This window comes from Methylocystis sp. WRRC1, assembly GCF_020733155.1.
Taxonomy (GTDB): Bacteria; Pseudomonadota; Alphaproteobacteria; order Rhizobiales; family Beijerinckiaceae; genus Methylocystis.
The window spans coordinates 1,419,369-1,435,202 of record NZ_JAJFZJ010000001.1 but is presented as its reverse complement, the minus strand read 5'-3'; the positions used below and the strand labels follow the sequence as shown (position 1 = coordinate 1,435,202).

The window sequence follows — 15,834 nt, the reverse complement described above, 5'->3', positions numbered from 1 at the left end:
CTCGTGCAGACGTCCGCGGCGTGCATCCCCAGGCCGATGGTGCGAATATTCGCGCGTCGGAGACATGACGTTCGAAGCGACCGACAAATAATTCGCGCCTTGGCATATTGTCCCCTCGGACGACAGGCGCCGCGCCCGGTCAAACTGCATCCGCCATTTGCTCGACGCCGTTCCTTACGAAAAGATCAAGCGCGAAATGGCGATCCTGCCGAAGCGCTCGACAGAGTTCGATTACGACGACGTCGCGCCTTCAAAGAGGAAGCGCGTCGTTTCGGAGCGATATTGGCGCTCGCCAATTCCCGGACGTCACGTCAGGCCGCTTCTCTTATGCCGAACCACAGCACGTAAAGCGCAGGCGTGACGACGAGCGTCAGAACCGTGGCGACAAGCAACCCGCCCATGATGGCGAAGGCCATGGGGCCCCAGAAGACGGTCGGCGCGATCGGGATGAGGCCGAGAACGGTCGAAATCGCCGTCAGCATGATCGGGCGGAATCGCGAAAGCGTCGCGTCCACGACGGCCTTCCACTGATCGCTCTGCTCGCGGCGTTCAATCTCGATTTGCTCGACGAGAATGACCGCGTTGCGCGCGATCATGCCGAGCAGCGACAGAATGCCGAGGATCGCGACGAACCCGAGCGGCTTACCGAAAATGAGCAGGGCTGCGATAATGCCGATGAGACCCATCGGCACGATCGCGAGGACGAGAAACATCCTGCTGAAGCTTTGCAACTGGATCATCAGGAAAGTCGTCATCAGGAACAGCATCAGCGGCACACGCGCGAACACCGAGCCCTGGGATTTGGCGCTCTCCTCTACGGTCCCGCCCGTCTCGATGCGATATTGCGGCGGGAGGCTCGCATTCATCGACGCGACCGCGGGAGCGATCGCGGCCACGGCCGTTTCGGCGGTGAGGCCCGTCGCGGGGTCGGCTTGTACGGTCAAGGTCGGCGTTCGGTCGCGGCGCCAGATCAGCGGGCTTTCCTGGCGGAATTCGAAGGTCGCCAGCTGGCTCAAGGGCGCGACTCCTCCATTGGGGAGGGGAATCTGCAAGGATTGAAGCGTATCGAGCGACATCCTCTGCTCGTCCGTCGCTCGCGCGACGACGTCGACGAGATAAATATCATCGCGGACCTGCGTGATCGATTGGCCCGTGGCGACGCCCTGCAACGCGCTGGCGACGGCCTGCGAACTCAATCCGAGTAGCCGGGCCTGATCCTGATCGACCTTCACATGAACGGCGCGGGCCGGTTCGATCCAGTCGAAATTGATCCGCGTGACGGTGGGACTCTCGCCCATCGCTTTCGCGAGACCGAGCGCAATGTCGCGCACTTTTTCGACATCGGGGCCACTCACACGATATTGCACGGGCCATCCCACGGGAGGCCCGAGTTCGAGCGGCGCGATGCGCGTGACGAGCCCGGGAAACCTGTCCGCGAGAACGGTTTCCAGCTTCCTGTGAAGGCGTTCGCGCGCCTCCACGTCCTTTGCGATGATGACGAATTGCGAGAAGAAATCATGCGCGAGTTGCACGTTGAGTGGAAGATAGAAGCGTATCGCGCCGCGACCGACATAGGCGCTCCAGCTCGCCACGTCGGGATCGTCCTTCAAGACTTTCTCCAGCCGCTCCGTCGCCTCCTGGCTTGCGTAGATCGAAGCGTTCTGTCGCAACGAAAGGTCCACAACGAGCTCGGGCCGGTCGGAGGCGGGGAAGAACTGCCGCGGCACGAGGGGCGAGACCAATATTGCAATAACGAAACAGGCAAGAGTGGCGCCGATCGTCACCCAACGGTTTCGCATCGCGCTGACAAGAAGCTCGCGGAAGGCCGCCATAACCCGGCCCTCCTGCGTGGCGACCGGTCCCTCGGGCTTCGTCAGCAAAAGGACGCCGATCAATGGCGTAAAGAGCACGGCGACGAACCAGGAGACGATCAGCGCGATCGACACCACGGCAAAGATCGAAAACGTATATTCGCCGGCCGAACTCTTCGCGAGGCCAATCGGCACGAAGCCGGCGGCGGAGACGAATGAGCCGGTGAGCATCGCCATCGCAACGCTGTCATAGGCGTAGCTCGCCGCCGCCTCCTTGTCGTCGCCGAGCGCCAGGCGCGAGGTCATCACGTCCACTGTCGTCATGGCGTCGTCGACGAGCAGGCCCAGCGCGATGATCAGCGCGCCGAGTGAAATTCTCTGAAGGTCGATGCCCGCCATCTGCATGATGGGAAACACGATTGCGAGAGTGAGCGGTATGGAGATCGCGACGACGGCGCCCGCGCGCAGGCCGAGGCTCACCAGACTGACCGCCATGATGATCGCAATCGCCTGCCACAACGACGACATGAAATCGCCGATGGCGTGTTCGACGATTTGCGGCTGGTTGGCGACGAGGATCGGCTCGACGCCAACCGGCAGATCGGCGGTCGCTTCTTTCATGGCTTTGGAAATATTGGCGCCGAGCGCCAGAACGTCGCCGCCGGCCCGCATGGCGACGGCCAGTCCGATCGCCGGACGCCCGTTGACGCGAAACATGGGCTGCGGCGGATCGACGGGAGCGCGTCTGATCTCGGCGATGTCGCGCAAGCGCACCAACCGGCCATTGGCGAGAATGTTGATGGCGAGAATATCCGTCTCGGAATCGAACCCGCCGGAGACGCGCAGCGAAAGCTTCTCGTCACCCGTCTGGACGACCCCGGAGGGGCTGACCGCGTTCTGCTGCTGGAGCGCCGCGATCAACTGCGAACGGTCGATTCCAAGTCCGGCGAGGTGCCGCGTCGAAAATTCGACGAAGATCCGCTCGTCCTGTGCGCCAAGCACGTCGATTTTGGAGACATCCGGCACGCCGAGGAGCGTCGAACGGACTTTCTCGACATAGTCGCGCAATTCTCGCTGCGTGAAGCCATCGGCGGTGAAACCATAAATGATTCCATAGGTGTCGCCGAAATCATCGTTGAAACCAGGCCCCACGACGCCGGCGGGCAAGGTGTGGCGAATGTCGCCGATGTTCTTGCGCACCTGGTACCATATGTCAGGGACTTTCGAAGGCGGCGTAGCGCCTTTCAGATTGACAAAAATCGTCGCTGATCCGGCAGTCGTGTAGCTGCGAATGAAATCGAGGCTCTTCGTCTCCTGGAGCTTGCGCTCGATACGCTCGGTCACCTGTTTGAGGGTGTCGTCGATGGTTGCGCCCGGCCAGAACGCCTGCACCACCATCGTTCGGAAAGTGAAATTAGGATCTTCGTCGCGCCCCAGACTGAAATAGGAGCTCAAACCCGCCACGGTCACCGCGATCATGCAATAGACCATGAAGGATTTGTGTCGGAGCGCCCAGGCTGAGAGATTGAGGCCGCTCATTCCCGCGCCTCCAGCAGGCGGACCTTCTGGCCGGGATGCAGCGCCTGAACGCCCGCCGTGACGATGGTGTCCTCGGCCTTGAGGCCTTCCGTGACGATGACGACGTCGCTGGAGAAGCGCGAAACCTTGATCCTTCGCAAGGAAACAGTCATCGCCGCGCGATCGACGACCCAGACGCTCGGCTGGCCGTCCGTTTCCGTCAGCGCGCTTGCGGGAATCGCGATCGCGGCCTTCGGATCCAGCCTGATGCGGCCGGAAACGGTGGCGCCAAGCCGCATGGCCGGCGGCGGCGACAGAATCGTCACACGGACGCGAAATGTGCGCGTCGCAGGGTCCGCCTGCGGGTCCACCTGACGAACCCGGCCGACGGCGGTCACGCTCCGATCATCGGTCAGGGCCAGATCGACGCGCGCGTCGCGCGTCGCATCGCGCAAAATACGCGCAGGCGCGTCGAAGACGGCGTCCCACCCCCCTGTCCGGGCCAGGCGAAAGATCATCTGGCCAGGCTGAACCACTTCGCCCGCTTCCGCCGCTCGCGCGACGATCGTTCCGGGGACGTCGGATTTAAGCTCTGTATAACTTACATTATCCTGTACAATCTTGAGCTGCGCCGTCGCGTCCTCGATGTCCGACTTCGCCGTTTCCACCGCGGTGAGCGCCTGGTCGAATTTTGTTTTCGTCGTGTAGCGGCGCGCGAGAAGAGACTGCTCGCGGGCAAAGATGTTGCGCGCCTCGCGCGAACGCCCCTGCGCCGCAGCGAGGCGCGCCTGCGCCGAGCGAAGCGCGTTCATCTCATTTTGCGAGTCGAGCCGCGCGAGCAACTGGCCGGCCTTGACCGCGTCGCCGGTTCCAACCAGGCGTTCGACGATGCGGCCGCCGATCCGAAAGGAGAGCGCGACTTCGTTTTCCGGCTGAATTACACCAGTCAGTTCAATAGTTTCGCCGAGCTTGCTTTTTTCTATGACGATCGCGCGCACCGGGCGGGCCGCCTGCGCTTCGTCCTGCGCGTCCCGGCCGCAGGCGGCAAGCATCAGCGCAAGCGCCGACACGCACCATAGAAAACGCCAGTGAAATGACGTCATTGCCGCTTGCCTGACGAGACTCACTATTTTTTTTCCAGCATTGAAATATTCCTGAATCCGTAGAATGAAAATGCTGCGCGGTCTGCACGGAGCGCGCGCCGAAATCCATTTTGTTGTGGATAACGGCGAAGCCCTCAGACGCGCGGTCCCGGTTCTCCGGCGAGACAAGATAATACAAAATGTGGAAGGTATCTGTCGAACTGCTTCCCGCCGGGAGCAGCGGGAAAACGCGCGCGGGGAAAAAGTGCGGACCACGGCGTTGGCGCGATCGAGACGGTTTCGAACTAGACAGCGGCGCGCATGGCGGCGCACTTGGGCGTACCTGGCCATGACGGTGGCCGTCGCCGGGCTGTCGAGCTGCAATCTGGATTGGGAAAAGCCGGATTTGGCGGTTCCGCCGCCGGAGCGGTTCAACGAAGCAAAGCCAAAATCTGCGCGGCCAATTGCATCTGGTTCGGATTTCGCCGGCAAATTCGGCTCGAAGGAGCTTACCGAATTCACGTCGCGCGCGCTCTCGGACAACCTCGCCATCGCCGCCGCCGTCGCCCGTATCGACCAGGCCGACGCCAACGCCCGCATCGTCAGTTCCGCGTTGTGGCCGTCGATCAATTTCGGCGCCAATGCGCAGCGTGCTCAGGTTCCGGGGACCGTCATCGGCGAAATCCCCAACTTCAACCCGACCAAAGCCCTCCTGCAGGGCGCCGGCAAGGACGAGGCGGCGGCCCTCGCCGAAAACCTTGCGTCGTTCAGCGCGACGCGCACCAATCTCTTCACGCTCGGATTGAACGCGAGCTACGAGATCGACTTCTGGGGCAAGAATCAGAGCGCTTCGAACGCTGCGCGCATTCTTGCAAATGCATCGCGCTTCGACCGGGACGTCGTCGAGATCGCCACGCTCGCCGCTGTCATGAACGCCTATCTTCAGGTTCTCGCCGTGCAGGACCAGTTGAAAATTGCGGCGGAGCATGTGCGCATCGCGAACCATGTGCTCGGGGCCATTACCGCGCGCCTCGAAAAGGGCGCCGCGACTATGCTCGATTATGGACAGCAGGCTGCGGTTCTCGCGGGACAAAAGGCGACAATTCCACCGCTGGAGCAGATTCTGCGGCAAACGAAGGTCACTCTGGCCGTCCTTCTCGGCGAGACGCCAGAAACGATCGATGTCAAGGGTGGATCCCTGAAAGGGTTGCGTTACCCGCGCCTCGATCCGGGGCTTCCCTCCGAAGTCCTCCTGCGACGGCCCGATGTGGCGGAAGCCGAAGCGATTCTCGCGTCACGCGAGTTTTCGGTTCTGCGGGCGCGCGCGGCGTTCTTTCCGTCGATCACACTCAACGGCCAATATGGGCTGCAGAGCATCGTCCTGCGCAATCTGCTGCGGCCGGAAGCGGTCGCCTGGGAGATCGGCTCCAATCTCGCGCAGCCTCTGTTCGACGGATTCAATCTGCAAGGCCGGTATCAACTCGAACAGGGACGCTACAAGGAGGCCGCCGCGCTCTATCGCCAGCGCATTCTCGCCGCGCTCGCCGATACAGAAAGTGCCCTCATCGCCGCAAAGGAAACGGCGAAGAGCGTGAAGATCGGCGAGGAAGCGCTCGCTATGTCGAAGATCGCCCTCAACGCCGCGCAGGCGCAACTCCTCGAGGGCACGATCGACGTGATCACGCTGTCGACCGTGCAGACCACTTACTTTCAATACGACTTCAATCTCGTTTTGGCCCGCCTCGCGCATTTCCAGTCGGCCGTCAGCCTCTATCAGGCGCTCGGCGGCGGCTGGTCGCCGACGACGCGCAACGCCGAGATCGCCCGTGCTGACGAAGCGTACGAAGCAGATAAGGGCCCCTGGCCATAAAGCGCCGCGAGCTTCTGGAATGGTTGCAAATTGTGGCCGCTTCGCCCGACTTCACCGCGTCCGTCGCGCTGAAAACAACCTGCCGCCAAAGCGAACAAGTCTCGCCTGACACGCCTGACGACGCTGCCTGGAGCGACGCCAGCCGCGTGTGACGCGATCGAACAATAAGGCCCTGACCCGCGCCCCGGCATACGCGACAAGTTGGCGCGGGGTTGCCCGGCCCGATCGTTGACCAACTCAAAATGACCCGAACGCCGACCCGACAGCAATGACGGCGACAAGCGCGAGAATGGCGCTCACGATCGCGACGACGATGATGTCGAGATAGCTCTCCTTGTGCGTGCAGCCGCACACCGCGAGCAAGGTCACGACGGCGCCATTGTGGGGAAGGCTGTCGAGCGTTCCCGCGCCGATCACCGCGACGCGATGCAGGAGCGCCGGATCGACGCCCTTCTGCTCGGCGAGACGCAGATAGGTCTCCCCGAGCGTGTCGAGCGCAATCGTGAGCCCGCCGGAGGCCGATCCGGTCAGGGACGCCAGGACATTCGTGGCGATGGCGAGTGAAACGAGCGGCCCGCCCTCGATCGACAGCACCCAGCTTCGCACCGCCGCAAAGGCCGGCAGCGCGGCGACGACGGCGCCGAAGCCCACGAGGCTCGCGACGCTGAGCAGCGGCAGGACCGAAGCGGTCACGCCGGCGTCGACGCTTTCACGAATTTCGGTCAGGCGACGCCAGTTCAGGGCGATCAGCGTCACGATGGCGACGGCGAGCGCCACGATCACCGACCAGACGCCGCCGACCGCGGCGAGCGTCGTCGGCCCCCAGCGTTCCTCGGAGAGGAATGAATCATCCACGCGCGGTATGACGCCGAGCGACATGACGAGATTGACGCCGACGACGACGATCAGCGGCAGGAACGCCACCACGATATTCGGCTTGTCGCCGCGATGGCCGTGGGGGATTTCTGCAAGGTCGAATTCATGCGCGACAGCCGCCTTCTCGCGAATGATCTGATTCTCGATCGGATCGACGGTCGCGCCGGGATCCTCGCCATAGCCTTCGCCGCGCAGCCGCGCCACGCGTTCGGCCCGCGCCAGCCACCACATGCCGAAAACGAACATGATGATCGCGGCCATAACGCCGAGGCCCGGCGCCGCGAAGGCCGTCGTGCCGAAGAACGGCATGGGGATCGCGTTCTGGATCGCCGGCGTCCCCGGTAGCGCGGACATGGTGAAGGTCGAGGTTCCGAGCGCGATCGCAGCGGGCGCGAGGCGGCGCGGCGTGCCGGCCTTGCGGAAAAGCTCCTGCGCCATCGGCGCGAGCACGAAGAAGGCGACGAAGAGGCTCACGCCGCCATAGGTGACAAAAGCGCCCGCGAGCACGACCGAGAGGATCGCACGGCTCGGCCCCAGTTTCTCGGCCATGAAATGCGCGATCGCGGTCACCGACCCGCTGTCGTCCATCAGCTTCCCGAACAAGGCGCCGAGAAGAAATATTGGGAAAAACTGCGCCACGAAGCGCGCGGCGCCGTTCATGAAGGTCACCGTCCAATGGGCGAGCAGCGGCTCGCGCGCGAAGGCGACCGCGATGAGCGCCGCCGCCGGCGCCAGCAGAAGGACGCTCCAGCCACGATAGGCGAGCCAGATGAGCGCGGAAAGGCCGGCGAGAATTCCAATGAGTCCCATGGGGTCAAATTCCGTGAAGGAGAGAGTCGAGATCCAGCGTCGAGCGCTTTCCGACATCGGCGCCGGAGAGATCGAGAAACTCCTGCGCGGCGCGGCGTCCCTCGTCGCGCAACATGCAAAGGAATCGCCATTCGGCAAGCAGCTTCGAAGAGGCGCTGAGCTCCGTCATCAACTCGGTCGAGATGCGATGCATGCGCATGCCGGCCCATCGTGCGCCTTCCTTGTCGCCCGGATTGGCCGCCTGGCGGAGGAGCGCGATCATGCGAAGCTCCTTGAGAAGCACCGAGTTGAACGAGACTTCATTGAGACGGTTGGAGATCTCGGTCGCGGAGCGCGGCCTGTCCTTGCGTTCGATGGGATTGACCTGGACCAGTATCGTATCGCGCGAAACGCATTCGCGCACGAGCGGCGTGATCGTCGGATTGCCCGAATAACCGCCATCCCAATAAAGCTCTCCGTCGATCTCGACGCCCTGAAACATCGTCGGCAGGCATGCCGAGGCGAGCAGCGCATCCGCTGTGACGTCGGCGTTTCTGAAAATGCGGGCGCGCCCCGTCGACACGCAGGTGGCCGTAACGAAAATCTTGATCGGCGCACGCTCAAGCTTTCCAAAATCGATAATCTCGGCAAGGATTTGCTGTAGCGGGTTGACCCCTTTCGGATTGAGGTCATAAGGCGAAAGCAGTCTGGACATCATGTCGCTCGCGATGAAGAGCGGCGAGTTGTCGAGCGTCCAGCGCCCAAGCATGACATCCAGAGGAGTCCGTTGCAGGGGACTGAAACGCGCTTCGTCCGACACCCGGCGCCAGAAACTTTCAAGAGTCGCGCGCGCGCCCTGGGCGCCACCGCCGACATAGCCGCTGATAAGCGCTGCAGCGTTCATCGCCCCTGCGGAGGTTCCTGAAATCCCTTCGATTTTCAGCCAGCTCTCTTCGAGAAGACGATCGAGCACGCCCCAAGTGAAGGCGCCATGCGCGCCGCCTCCCTGCAAAGCGAGGTCGATCGAAACCGTATCACGAGTCATTCCCGCCCTTTCGCGTGGCTGCGGCAAATGGCAGGCCGTTGGGGAGTGAACAATTGAGAACAAAAACAACAAGACGCATGGCAGGAAAAAGCATTGCGTAACAGAAACGCTTCCGGCGAAGAAACCGGGTCGGCGACCAAGCGCAAAGCGGCCAATCCGTCAAATCCTGTATCCCGAGCTCTATACATCACTGCTGACAGGTTTTTGAAAGCAGCTTGCGCCATGAGCAGCAAGGAAAATTCCGATGAGCCAAAATCCGAAACCCGCGCTATTCCGCGCGGTTTGTGACATGCCGTCACTCGCTTCGAGGCCATCAATTTCGGCAGTTCTTTCAACCACCACTGATATAAATAGCACGGCGCTATTGTCCTTCCCTGAAGCGGAACAAACCGCGTTTGAAGAAGCTGCCGGAAAGAGATGCGTCAAATGGACGCGTCGCGGGAACACGCGTCACGGCTACGCGCATTGTCATTGTGTTAAGTTACGGTAATAAAACGCCGCTTGGCCGCGATCAAAAGGCCGGGGCGGGCGGCGGCCGAGTTTGCGGCCGAGTTTGCAGAAGAAAGCGAGCTAACCTAAAGCTCCAAGACACCCAGGAAACGAAGTTTCGACGAAGGAGCGCCCATGTCGCAGTCCACCTTTGAAGCGCCGGATGGCGTGTGTGAACTGGTCGAGAAAAGCGTCGAACAGACTCGACATGCGTTCGAGGCCTTCTTGGGCGCGACGCGCCAAGCCGTCAACTCGGTAGAGCCGATGCTTCCTGAAAGCGCCCGCGACGCCAATGCGCGGGCGCTCGGCTATGCGGAAGCCAATATCAAGGCGGCGTTCGATCTCGCCCAAAAACTTGCACGGGCCAAAGATCCTCAGGAATTCTGGCGCCTGCAAAGCGACTATGCGAAAGCGCTCGCGGACGCGGCGCAGGAGCAAATGAGAGAGCTCGGCCGCGCGACGCAGATTCCAGCCGCTACGAAAACCGGAGACGCGTCTTACTCTCGCAAAGTTTGACGAAAGCGTGTGACGTCGCGCCGCTCTCGAAGCGGGCGCGCATCGGCCACGGCGTCTGATCATTTTTCTGCGGGATGCCTTACCGGCTTCGCGCGTCTTCACTCGATTGCAACAGCGCCTCGGGGCAAGGTCACGGCGCTTACAAGACCGAAAAGCGAACAAAGACATGTCACTCTCCTGGCGCACCCGCCCGACATGCCTTTTCCCCAGGCTAATCGTCTTCCTTTGTCTCTGGCTGGTGGTCTCTGGCGTATCTGTTGCGGATTTCATGATCGGAACGCTTACGGCCATCGGGACAACATGGGCGAGCATCGCTCTGCTGCCCTGTTCCGACACACGGCCGCGTTTTTTCGCCTGGATTCGCTTGATCCTTCCAATTCCATTCCAGGCGTTCGCCGCCGGCGCCGACGTCGCAAGGCGCGCACTCGATCCGTCTCTTCCGCTTCACCCCGGATTTGTCGCCTATTCCACTAATCTGCCCCCGGGAACGGCGCAAAACGCCCTCGCGGGGCTTGCCGCGTTGCAGCCCGGCTCCGTCCCCATCCGCTCCGACGCACAGGGAATCTTCGACATCCATTGTCTGGACGCACGTCTTCCCGTCGTCGCGACCCTCATGCGGGAGGAGGCGGAGCTTCGCGAGGCGCTCGGGCTGGAGCGCGATCGTGGATAACTTCTTCCTCGTGGCCGCAGCGGTGATTGTCGCGACTACGGCGATCGGCCTGTTCCGCGTTTTGCGCGGCCCCACCAGGGCGGACCAGATGTTGGCCGCGCAACTCCTGGGGACCGGCGGCGTCGCGGCGTTGCTTCTCGCCGAAGCGCGAGGCGTACGCGGGGCTGTCGACGTCGCGCTCGTTCTTGCTCTGCTGGCCGCTTTTTCCGGAATAGCCTTCCTCAAAGCCGCGACCGTCGCGGAGCACGGGGATGAGGCAGTGAAAGATCGTGCTGATGAATCTGGCGATTGACGTGTTTTCGGTTCTCTGCGTCAGCGGCGGCCTGTTCTTCTTCCTGGCCGGCGCCGTCGCGTTGTTGCGGTTTCCCGACACATTGACGCGTCTGCACGCTTTGACGAAGGCAGATAATCTCGGCCTCGGTCTCGTGGTGCTCGGCCTGGCGCCACAAGCGGGCAGTTTCCTCGGCGCGGTGAAGCTTTGCCTCGTTTGGCTGGTCGCGCAGCTGGCGGGAACGACGCTCAGTCAATTGATTGGCGCGGTCGCCAAAGACTTATCCGAGCCATGAACGCCACCTTCTTTCTGGACGCCAGCCTTGCCGCTCTCACGCTGGCCGTCGCCGCCTATGCGATCTTTGCGCGCGAGGCGTTCACGGGCGTCGTCGCCTTTATCTCCTATGGGCTGCTTTTGGCGCTTATCTGGGTTCGCCTCTCCGCCGTGGATGTGGCCCTCACCGAGGCGGCCATTGGCAGCGGCGTGACGGGCGCCTTGCTGATCGGCGCCGCGGCGCGGATTGGGGACGGCGACGCCGCGGCGTCAGAGCGCCTCGGGCCCCTCGCCAAATCACTCTGCGCGCTGCTTTGCGCGGCGGCGTCGGGCGGAATCGCCGCCGCCGTCCTGTCGCTGCCGCCTGAACCGCCGACGCTGGCGCCGCTGGCTGTCCAGGGCTTGCCCGAGACGGGACTTGGCAATCCGGTGACCGGCGTTCTTCTCGCCTACCGCGCGATCGACACCCTGCTGGAGTCGGTGGTGCTCGTTCTGGCGCTGGTCGGAGTCTGGTCCTTCGCCCGCGACGCCGACTGGGGCGGCCGGCCCGAGTCTCTGGGCGCGCCCGCGCCCGATGGAGCGCTGGTCTTTCTCGGGCAATTATTGCCGCCGCTCGGCGTCATCATAGGCGTTCACCTCGTTTGGACTGGCGCGAATGAGCCGGGGGGCGCGTTCCAGGGCGGAACGATCCTTGCCGCGATGTGGATTCTCGTAATGGTCGCCGGCTTGCGCGACGCGCCGTCGGTCGGCCATCCGTGGCTGCGCTTCGCGCTCGTCGCTGGGCCTGCGTTATTCATTGCGATCGGCGTCGCCGGCTTCGCGATTGCCGGGGCCTTTCTTGCTTATCCGGAAGGCTACGCCAAGCCGCTCATCCTCCTCGTCGAGGCTGGGCTGACCCTTTCGATCGCCGTCGCGCTGGGACTGCTGGCGCTCGGCGCGCCAATGAGGAAAGCGCAGCGATGAACGCGATCACGCTCGCCGGTCTGGGCGGCGCCGCATTGGTCGGACTGGGCCTCTATGGGCTCGTGACCAATCCGCATCTCTTGCGCAAGATCGTCGCCTTCAATGTCATGGGCGGCGGCGTGTTTCTTTTGTTCGGGGCCATTGCGCGCCGGGGGGCGGCCGCCGGCGTCGGCGCGGACCCGGTTCCGCAGGCGCTGGTGATCACCGGAATTGTCGTCGCCTTTTCGGCGACGGCTCTAGCTGTCGCGCTTCTGCTGCGCGTTTTCAAAGTAACGCAGACGCCGTTTTTCCCGACCGATCCTTCTGACCGGAACGGTGCGAGTTGACTCTCGTGGCGGTTGATCCAGCTTCAACGGGCGCCAGTCTTCTGCTGCCGGCGATCATCATCCTGCCTGTCGCCGCCATGTTGCTGGCCTTCCTGCTCGGCGAACGCAGGACAGTGCTGACCGCCCTTGCCGTGACGCCCATCGGCGCCGCGCTTGCGGCGGCCATCGCTTATGTCGTTTGGCGAGACGATCGGGCGCTTGTCTATGTCATCGGCGGGTGGAGCCCGCCGCTCGGCGTCGCCTTGCGAGCAGATGGATTCTCGGCGGCCATGCTGGTGACCGCCGCGCTCATTATTTCCGTGACAGGGCTCTTTGCTGTCGGCCTGTTCGGCGTGAACAAGGGAGAGCGGGAATGTCGCACGAGTTTCGCCTTCTGGACGCTGCTGCTGGCCCTTTGGGCGGCCATTAACGGCGTCTTCCTTGGTTGGGACCTGTTCAATCTCTACGTCGCCTTGGAGATGCTCACCTTCGCCGCGGTTCCCCTCGTCTGTCTCGACGGGCGGGCGGCGACTCTCGCCGCGGCGCTGCGTTATCTGCTGTTCGCGCTTTTCGGGTCGGCGCTCTATTTGTTGGGCGCAACGCTCCTCTATGGCGCCTATGGCGCTCTCGATATCGGCCTGTTGTCGTCGCAAGTTCGCCCGGAAGCCGCGGCATGGGTTGCGCTCGCCGCGATGACGGCGGGTCTTCTGGCAAAGACCGCGCTTTTCCCCTTGCATCTCTGGCTTCCTCCCGCCCATGCGGGGGCCCCGCCGCCGGCGAGCGCCATGCTCTCGGCTCTCGTGGTCAAAGCCTCGTTTTTTCTCGTCCTTCGACTCTGGCTCAACCTGGCGCCGTCGCAAATGAGCGAAGTCGCCGCCCAACTGCTTGCGATCCTGGGAGCGGGAGCGATTGTTTTTGGCAGTGTGCTGGCGTTGCGACAGGCGCGGCTGAAACTGCTCATCGCCTATTCGACCGTCGCGCAGATCGGCTATCTGTTCCTGATCTTTCCCCTTGCCGTCGGCACGCATCCCTGGGCCGCCTCGGCCTGGGTTGGCGGCGCGATGCAGGCGGTGTCGCACGCTTTCGCCAAGGCGGCGATGTTTCTGTCGGCAGGACTCATCGCGCAAGCGCTCGGCCATGATCGCATAGCGGAATTTCGCGGGCTCGGCCGTGTGGCCGCCCCCGCAGTCCTCGCCTTCGCCCTTGGCGGCGTTTCGCTGATGGGCCTGCCGCCGAGCGGCGGGTTTACGGCGAAATGGTTGCTGCTGACCGCTGCGATCGAAAGCGGCCAATGGATATGGGTGCTCGTGATGGCGGCAGGAGGACTCCTCGCCGCAGGCTACGTCTACCGTGTAATCGCGCCGGCGCTGGAGCCCGCAACGAATATCCCCCCCGCGCCTCCCGCCTCGATTTCATCGGGCGGCGTCGCGCTCGCTCTTGTCCTGTCGATGACGGCCATCCTGCTGGGTTTCGCGCCGACGGAGTTCTCGAGGCTCGTGCTCGTCGGCGCGCCAGGCGCGAAGACGGAGTTCGTCAGATGATCAGCTCCCTCTTCCCTCAACTGGCGACTTTCGCCTATGGGCCGCAGGCCATCGCGGTCGCCCTCGTGACGCCGCTCGTCTTTCTCATCGGTTGCCTCGCGTCGCGCCTGCGGGCTCTGAGACCGACGCTCCTTGTGCTAGCCCCCGTTCCCGCGCTCGCCGCCGCCATTCTCGCCGCCGACTCCGGCCCGCTGGTGCTGGACCAGACGCTGTTTCCCGCCGTGTTTGTCCTCGATCCGGCGGGCGCGTTGCTCCTCGGCGTAAGCGCTCTGCTTTGGATCGCGGCGGGAGTCTTCGCCGCCTCCGTGACGCCCGACGAAATGAGGAATGGTTGGTTCGCCGCCTGCTGGCTGCTGACGCTCATCGGCAATGTCGGCGTCTTTCTTTCCGCAGACGTGGTCAGTTTCTATCTTGTTTTCGCCTTGGTCAGCCTGCCGGCCTACGGGCTGATCACCCTTGGGCGGGGCGGCGCACCAGAGAAGGCAGGCCGGCTCTACCTTTCGGTCGCGCTTCTCGGAGAGGCCTTTCTGATCGTCGCCTTCGCGGCGCTCGCGCTCGGCGCGCCCGATCAAAGCCTTCTTATTTCCGACGGCGTCGCCGCGCTGCCGACAACACGCTGGCGCGATGCGGTTGTTGGCCTGCTCATCGCCGGTTTCGCGACAAAAATAGGAACCTTCCCCTTTCATGTCTGGATGCCCTCGACCTATCGAACTGCGCCGATTCCGGCCTCGACGATCCTGAGTGGCGCGGCCGTCAACGCAGGCGTCATTGGGCTTATTCGCTTCCTCCCCTTTGGCGTCGAGGTTGCTGGCTGGGGTCAAGCGCTCGTGGTTCTCGGCATGTTCGGGGCGTTTTATGGCGTCGCCATCGGCCTGACGCAGCGCGACGCGAAAACCGTGCTCGCCTATTCCAGCGTCAGTCAAATGGGCCTTGTCGCCGCGACGCTGGGCAATGGACTCGCCGGCGCGAACGCCGCCGCGGCGGGCGCCGCCGCCCTTTATGCGGCGCATCACGGCCTGGCGAAGGGAGGCCTTTTCCTGGCGACAGGCGTCGTCATGTCCGCAGCCCGTGGACGGCGCGCCTGGACGCTCCCGCTGATCGCTTTGCTCGCGCTGAGCCTTGCCGGCCTGCCGCCAATGGGCGGCGCGATCGCGAAACTGGCGATCAAGGCGCCGCTGGGGGGCGACCTCCTCGGCGTTCTCTCGACTCTGTCCGCCGTCGCCACGACCTTGCTCATGCTGCATTTCGTGGCGCGCCTGCGCGCCGAGCCGCTCCGCGGCAAGCCCGAAACCACGCTCAGGGTCATCGCCCCGTGGCTCGCCGTGACATTGGCCTCCGTCGTCGTTCCAACCGCATATTTCCTTGCAGACGCGCCAGCGAGCGCCGCATCGCTGCTGAATTATCGCCTGGTCTGGGAGGCCCTTTGGCCGGTCGCGGCAGGCGCCGCGCTGGCGGCGATCTCACGGCGCTGGCTTGATCGAGCGCCGAACGCGCCCGAAGGCGATATCATCGTCCTGCTGCAGAGAGCCATAAGTCGGTTCGACTTCGTCGGTCCCTATGTTGACCGACAGATGCGCGTTCTGCAGCAGTGGCCGGTTGCAGCGGCGGCTCTGCTCGCCATCGCGACTGTGCTTGCAGGGACCGGATTACTCCCCCGTTGAAAAGCGCCGGCGGCTTTCCGTTCGACCGTGCGACCAAACCGCCAATTTTTGTGACTTTCCGTATGATGTTCCCATTTTCACTCGAATTGAATTCATCCCGCCTGCCACGAAACACGTCTTCCACAATATTGCATCGCTTCCGCCAGATCGCATC

Annotated in this window: 15 protein-coding genes; 11 read left to right on the top strand and 4 right to left on the bottom strand. The window is 63.4% G+C overall.

The features are described from left to right. Positions 1-106 precede the first annotated feature (106 nt). On the top strand, positions 107-361 hold the full coding sequence (locus tag LG047_RS19715; RefSeq protein WP_227968444.1) for a hypothetical protein: 255 nt from the start codon (positions 107-109) through the stop codon (positions 359-361). Here LG047_RS19715 and LG047_RS06975 read toward each other — a convergent pair. After that, the gene (locus LG047_RS06975; protein ID WP_227966076.1) at positions 312-3,350 is read right to left on the bottom strand and encodes an efflux RND transporter permease subunit; all 3,039 of its coding nucleotides are present in this window, start codon (positions 3,348-3,350) and stop codon (positions 312-314) included. The two genes, LG047_RS19715 and LG047_RS06975, sit on opposite strands and share 50 nt — an antisense overlap. Further along, positions 3,347-4,432, bottom strand: a complete 1,086-nt coding sequence (locus LG047_RS06970) for an efflux RND transporter periplasmic adaptor subunit (protein ID WP_227966075.1) — start codon at positions 4,430-4,432, stop codon at positions 3,347-3,349. Before LG047_RS06970 ends, LG047_RS06975 begins: the two co-directional genes overlap by 4 nt. 328 nt (positions 4,433-4,760) lie before the next feature. Between LG047_RS06970 and LG047_RS06965 the strand changes: the two genes are divergently transcribed. Then, positions 4,761-6,281, top strand: a complete 1,521-nt coding sequence (locus LG047_RS06965; protein ID WP_227966074.1) for an efflux transporter outer membrane subunit — start codon at positions 4,761-4,763, stop codon at positions 6,279-6,281. Positions 6,282-6,518: 237 nt separating this feature from the next. Here the strand turns inward: LG047_RS06965 and LG047_RS06960 are convergent, their stop codons facing one another. Next, positions 6,519-7,967 (bottom strand): GntP family permease, encoded by a 1,449-nt coding sequence (locus LG047_RS06960; protein WP_227966073.1) that lies wholly within the window; start codon positions 7,965-7,967, stop codon positions 6,519-6,521. 4 nt (positions 7,968-7,971) lie between these two features. After that, on the bottom strand, positions 7,972-8,991 hold the full coding sequence (locus tag LG047_RS06955) for a patatin-like phospholipase family protein (protein ID WP_227966072.1): 1,020 nt from the start codon (positions 8,989-8,991) through the stop codon (positions 7,972-7,974). A 93-nt stretch (positions 8,992-9,084) separates the two neighbouring features. On the opposite strand from LG047_RS06955, the gene LG047_RS06950 reads away from it, so the two are divergent. From LG047_RS06950 to LG047_RS06910, 9 genes are all read left to right on the top strand, one after another. Next, a complete protein-coding gene (locus LG047_RS06950; protein ID WP_227966071.1) occupies positions 9,085-9,279 on the top strand; it encodes a hypothetical protein in 195 nt (64 codons plus the stop codon). Positions 9,280-9,615: 336 nt separating this feature from the next. Next, the gene (locus LG047_RS06945) at positions 9,616-9,996 is read left to right on the top strand and encodes a phasin family protein (RefSeq protein WP_227966070.1); all 381 of its coding nucleotides are present in this window, start codon (positions 9,616-9,618) and stop codon (positions 9,994-9,996) included. Positions 9,997-10,162: 166 nt separating this feature from the next. Next, positions 10,163-10,666 carry a Na+/H+ antiporter subunit E gene (locus LG047_RS06940; RefSeq protein ID WP_227966069.1) on the top strand — a complete coding sequence of 168 codons (504 nt, stop codon included), beginning with the start codon at positions 10,163-10,165 and terminating at the stop codon, positions 10,664-10,666. Beyond that, entirely contained in the window at positions 10,659-10,958 is a 300-nt protein-coding gene (locus LG047_RS06935; protein ID WP_227966068.1) for a multiple resistance and pH regulation protein F, read from the top strand. Before LG047_RS06940 ends, LG047_RS06935 begins: the two co-directional genes overlap by 8 nt. Further along, the gene (locus LG047_RS06930) at positions 10,942-11,232 is read left to right on the top strand and encodes a monovalent cation/H(+) antiporter subunit G (RefSeq protein WP_227966067.1); all 291 of its coding nucleotides are present in this window, start codon (positions 10,942-10,944) and stop codon (positions 11,230-11,232) included. The genes LG047_RS06935 and LG047_RS06930 overlap by 17 nt, the downstream gene beginning before the upstream one ends. After that, positions 11,229-12,173 (top strand): hydrogenase subunit MbhD domain-containing protein, encoded by a 945-nt coding sequence (locus LG047_RS06925; RefSeq protein WP_227966066.1) that lies wholly within the window; start codon positions 11,229-11,231, stop codon positions 12,171-12,173. The genes LG047_RS06930 and LG047_RS06925 overlap by 4 nt, the downstream gene beginning before the upstream one ends. After that, complete coding sequence (locus tag LG047_RS06920; RefSeq protein ID WP_227966065.1) at positions 12,170-12,499, top strand: NADH-quinone oxidoreductase subunit K; 330 nt, start codon at positions 12,170-12,172, stop codon at positions 12,497-12,499. The genes LG047_RS06925 and LG047_RS06920 overlap by 4 nt, the downstream gene beginning before the upstream one ends. Before the next feature lie 5 nt (positions 12,500-12,504). Beyond that, a complete protein-coding gene (locus tag LG047_RS06915) occupies positions 12,505-14,019 on the top strand; it encodes a proton-conducting transporter membrane subunit (RefSeq protein WP_227966064.1) in 1,515 nt (504 codons plus the stop codon). Beyond that, positions 14,016-15,680 (top strand): complex I subunit 5 family protein, encoded by a 1,665-nt coding sequence (locus LG047_RS06910; protein ID WP_227966063.1) that lies wholly within the window; start codon positions 14,016-14,018, stop codon positions 15,678-15,680. Before LG047_RS06915 ends, LG047_RS06910 begins: the two co-directional genes overlap by 4 nt. Positions 15,681-15,834 lie beyond the last annotated feature (154 nt).

Bases quoted from the DNA above. Each gene is read 5' to 3' on its own strand.
- LG047_RS06945 (WP_227966070.1), top strand. From the start codon at position 9,616: ATGTCGCAGTCCACCTTTGAAGCGCCGGATGGCGTGTGTGAACTGGTC.
- LG047_RS06970 (WP_227966075.1), bottom strand. From the start codon at position 4,432: ATGACGTCATTTCACTGGCGTTTTCTATGGTGCGTGTCGGCGCTTGCG.
- LG047_RS06930 (WP_227966067.1), top strand. From the start codon at position 10,942: ATGAATCTGGCGATTGACGTGTTTTCGGTTCTCTGCGTCAGCGGCGGC.
- LG047_RS06955 (WP_227966072.1), bottom strand. From the start codon at position 8,991: ATGACTCGTGATACGGTTTCGATCGACCTCGCTTTGCAGGGAGGCGGC.
- LG047_RS06960 (WP_227966073.1), bottom strand. From the start codon at position 7,967: ATGGGACTCATTGGAATTCTCGCCGGCCTTTCCGCGCTCATCTGGCTC.
- LG047_RS06910 (WP_227966063.1), top strand. From the start codon at position 14,016: ATGATCAGCTCCCTCTTCCCTCAACTGGCGACTTTCGCCTATGGGCCG.
- LG047_RS06920 (WP_227966065.1), top strand. From the start codon at position 12,170: ATGAACGCGATCACGCTCGCCGGTCTGGGCGGCGCCGCATTGGTCGGA.
- LG047_RS06925 (WP_227966066.1), top strand. From the start codon at position 11,229: ATGAACGCCACCTTCTTTCTGGACGCCAGCCTTGCCGCTCTCACGCTG.
- LG047_RS06965 (WP_227966074.1), top strand. From the start codon at position 4,761: ATGACGGTGGCCGTCGCCGGGCTGTCGAGCTGCAATCTGGATTGGGAA.
- LG047_RS06975 (WP_227966076.1), bottom strand. From the start codon at position 3,350: ATGAGCGGCCTCAATCTCTCAGCCTGGGCGCTCCGACACAAATCCTTC.
- LG047_RS06940 (WP_227966069.1), top strand. From the start codon at position 10,163: ATGTCACTCTCCTGGCGCACCCGCCCGACATGCCTTTTCCCCAGGCTA.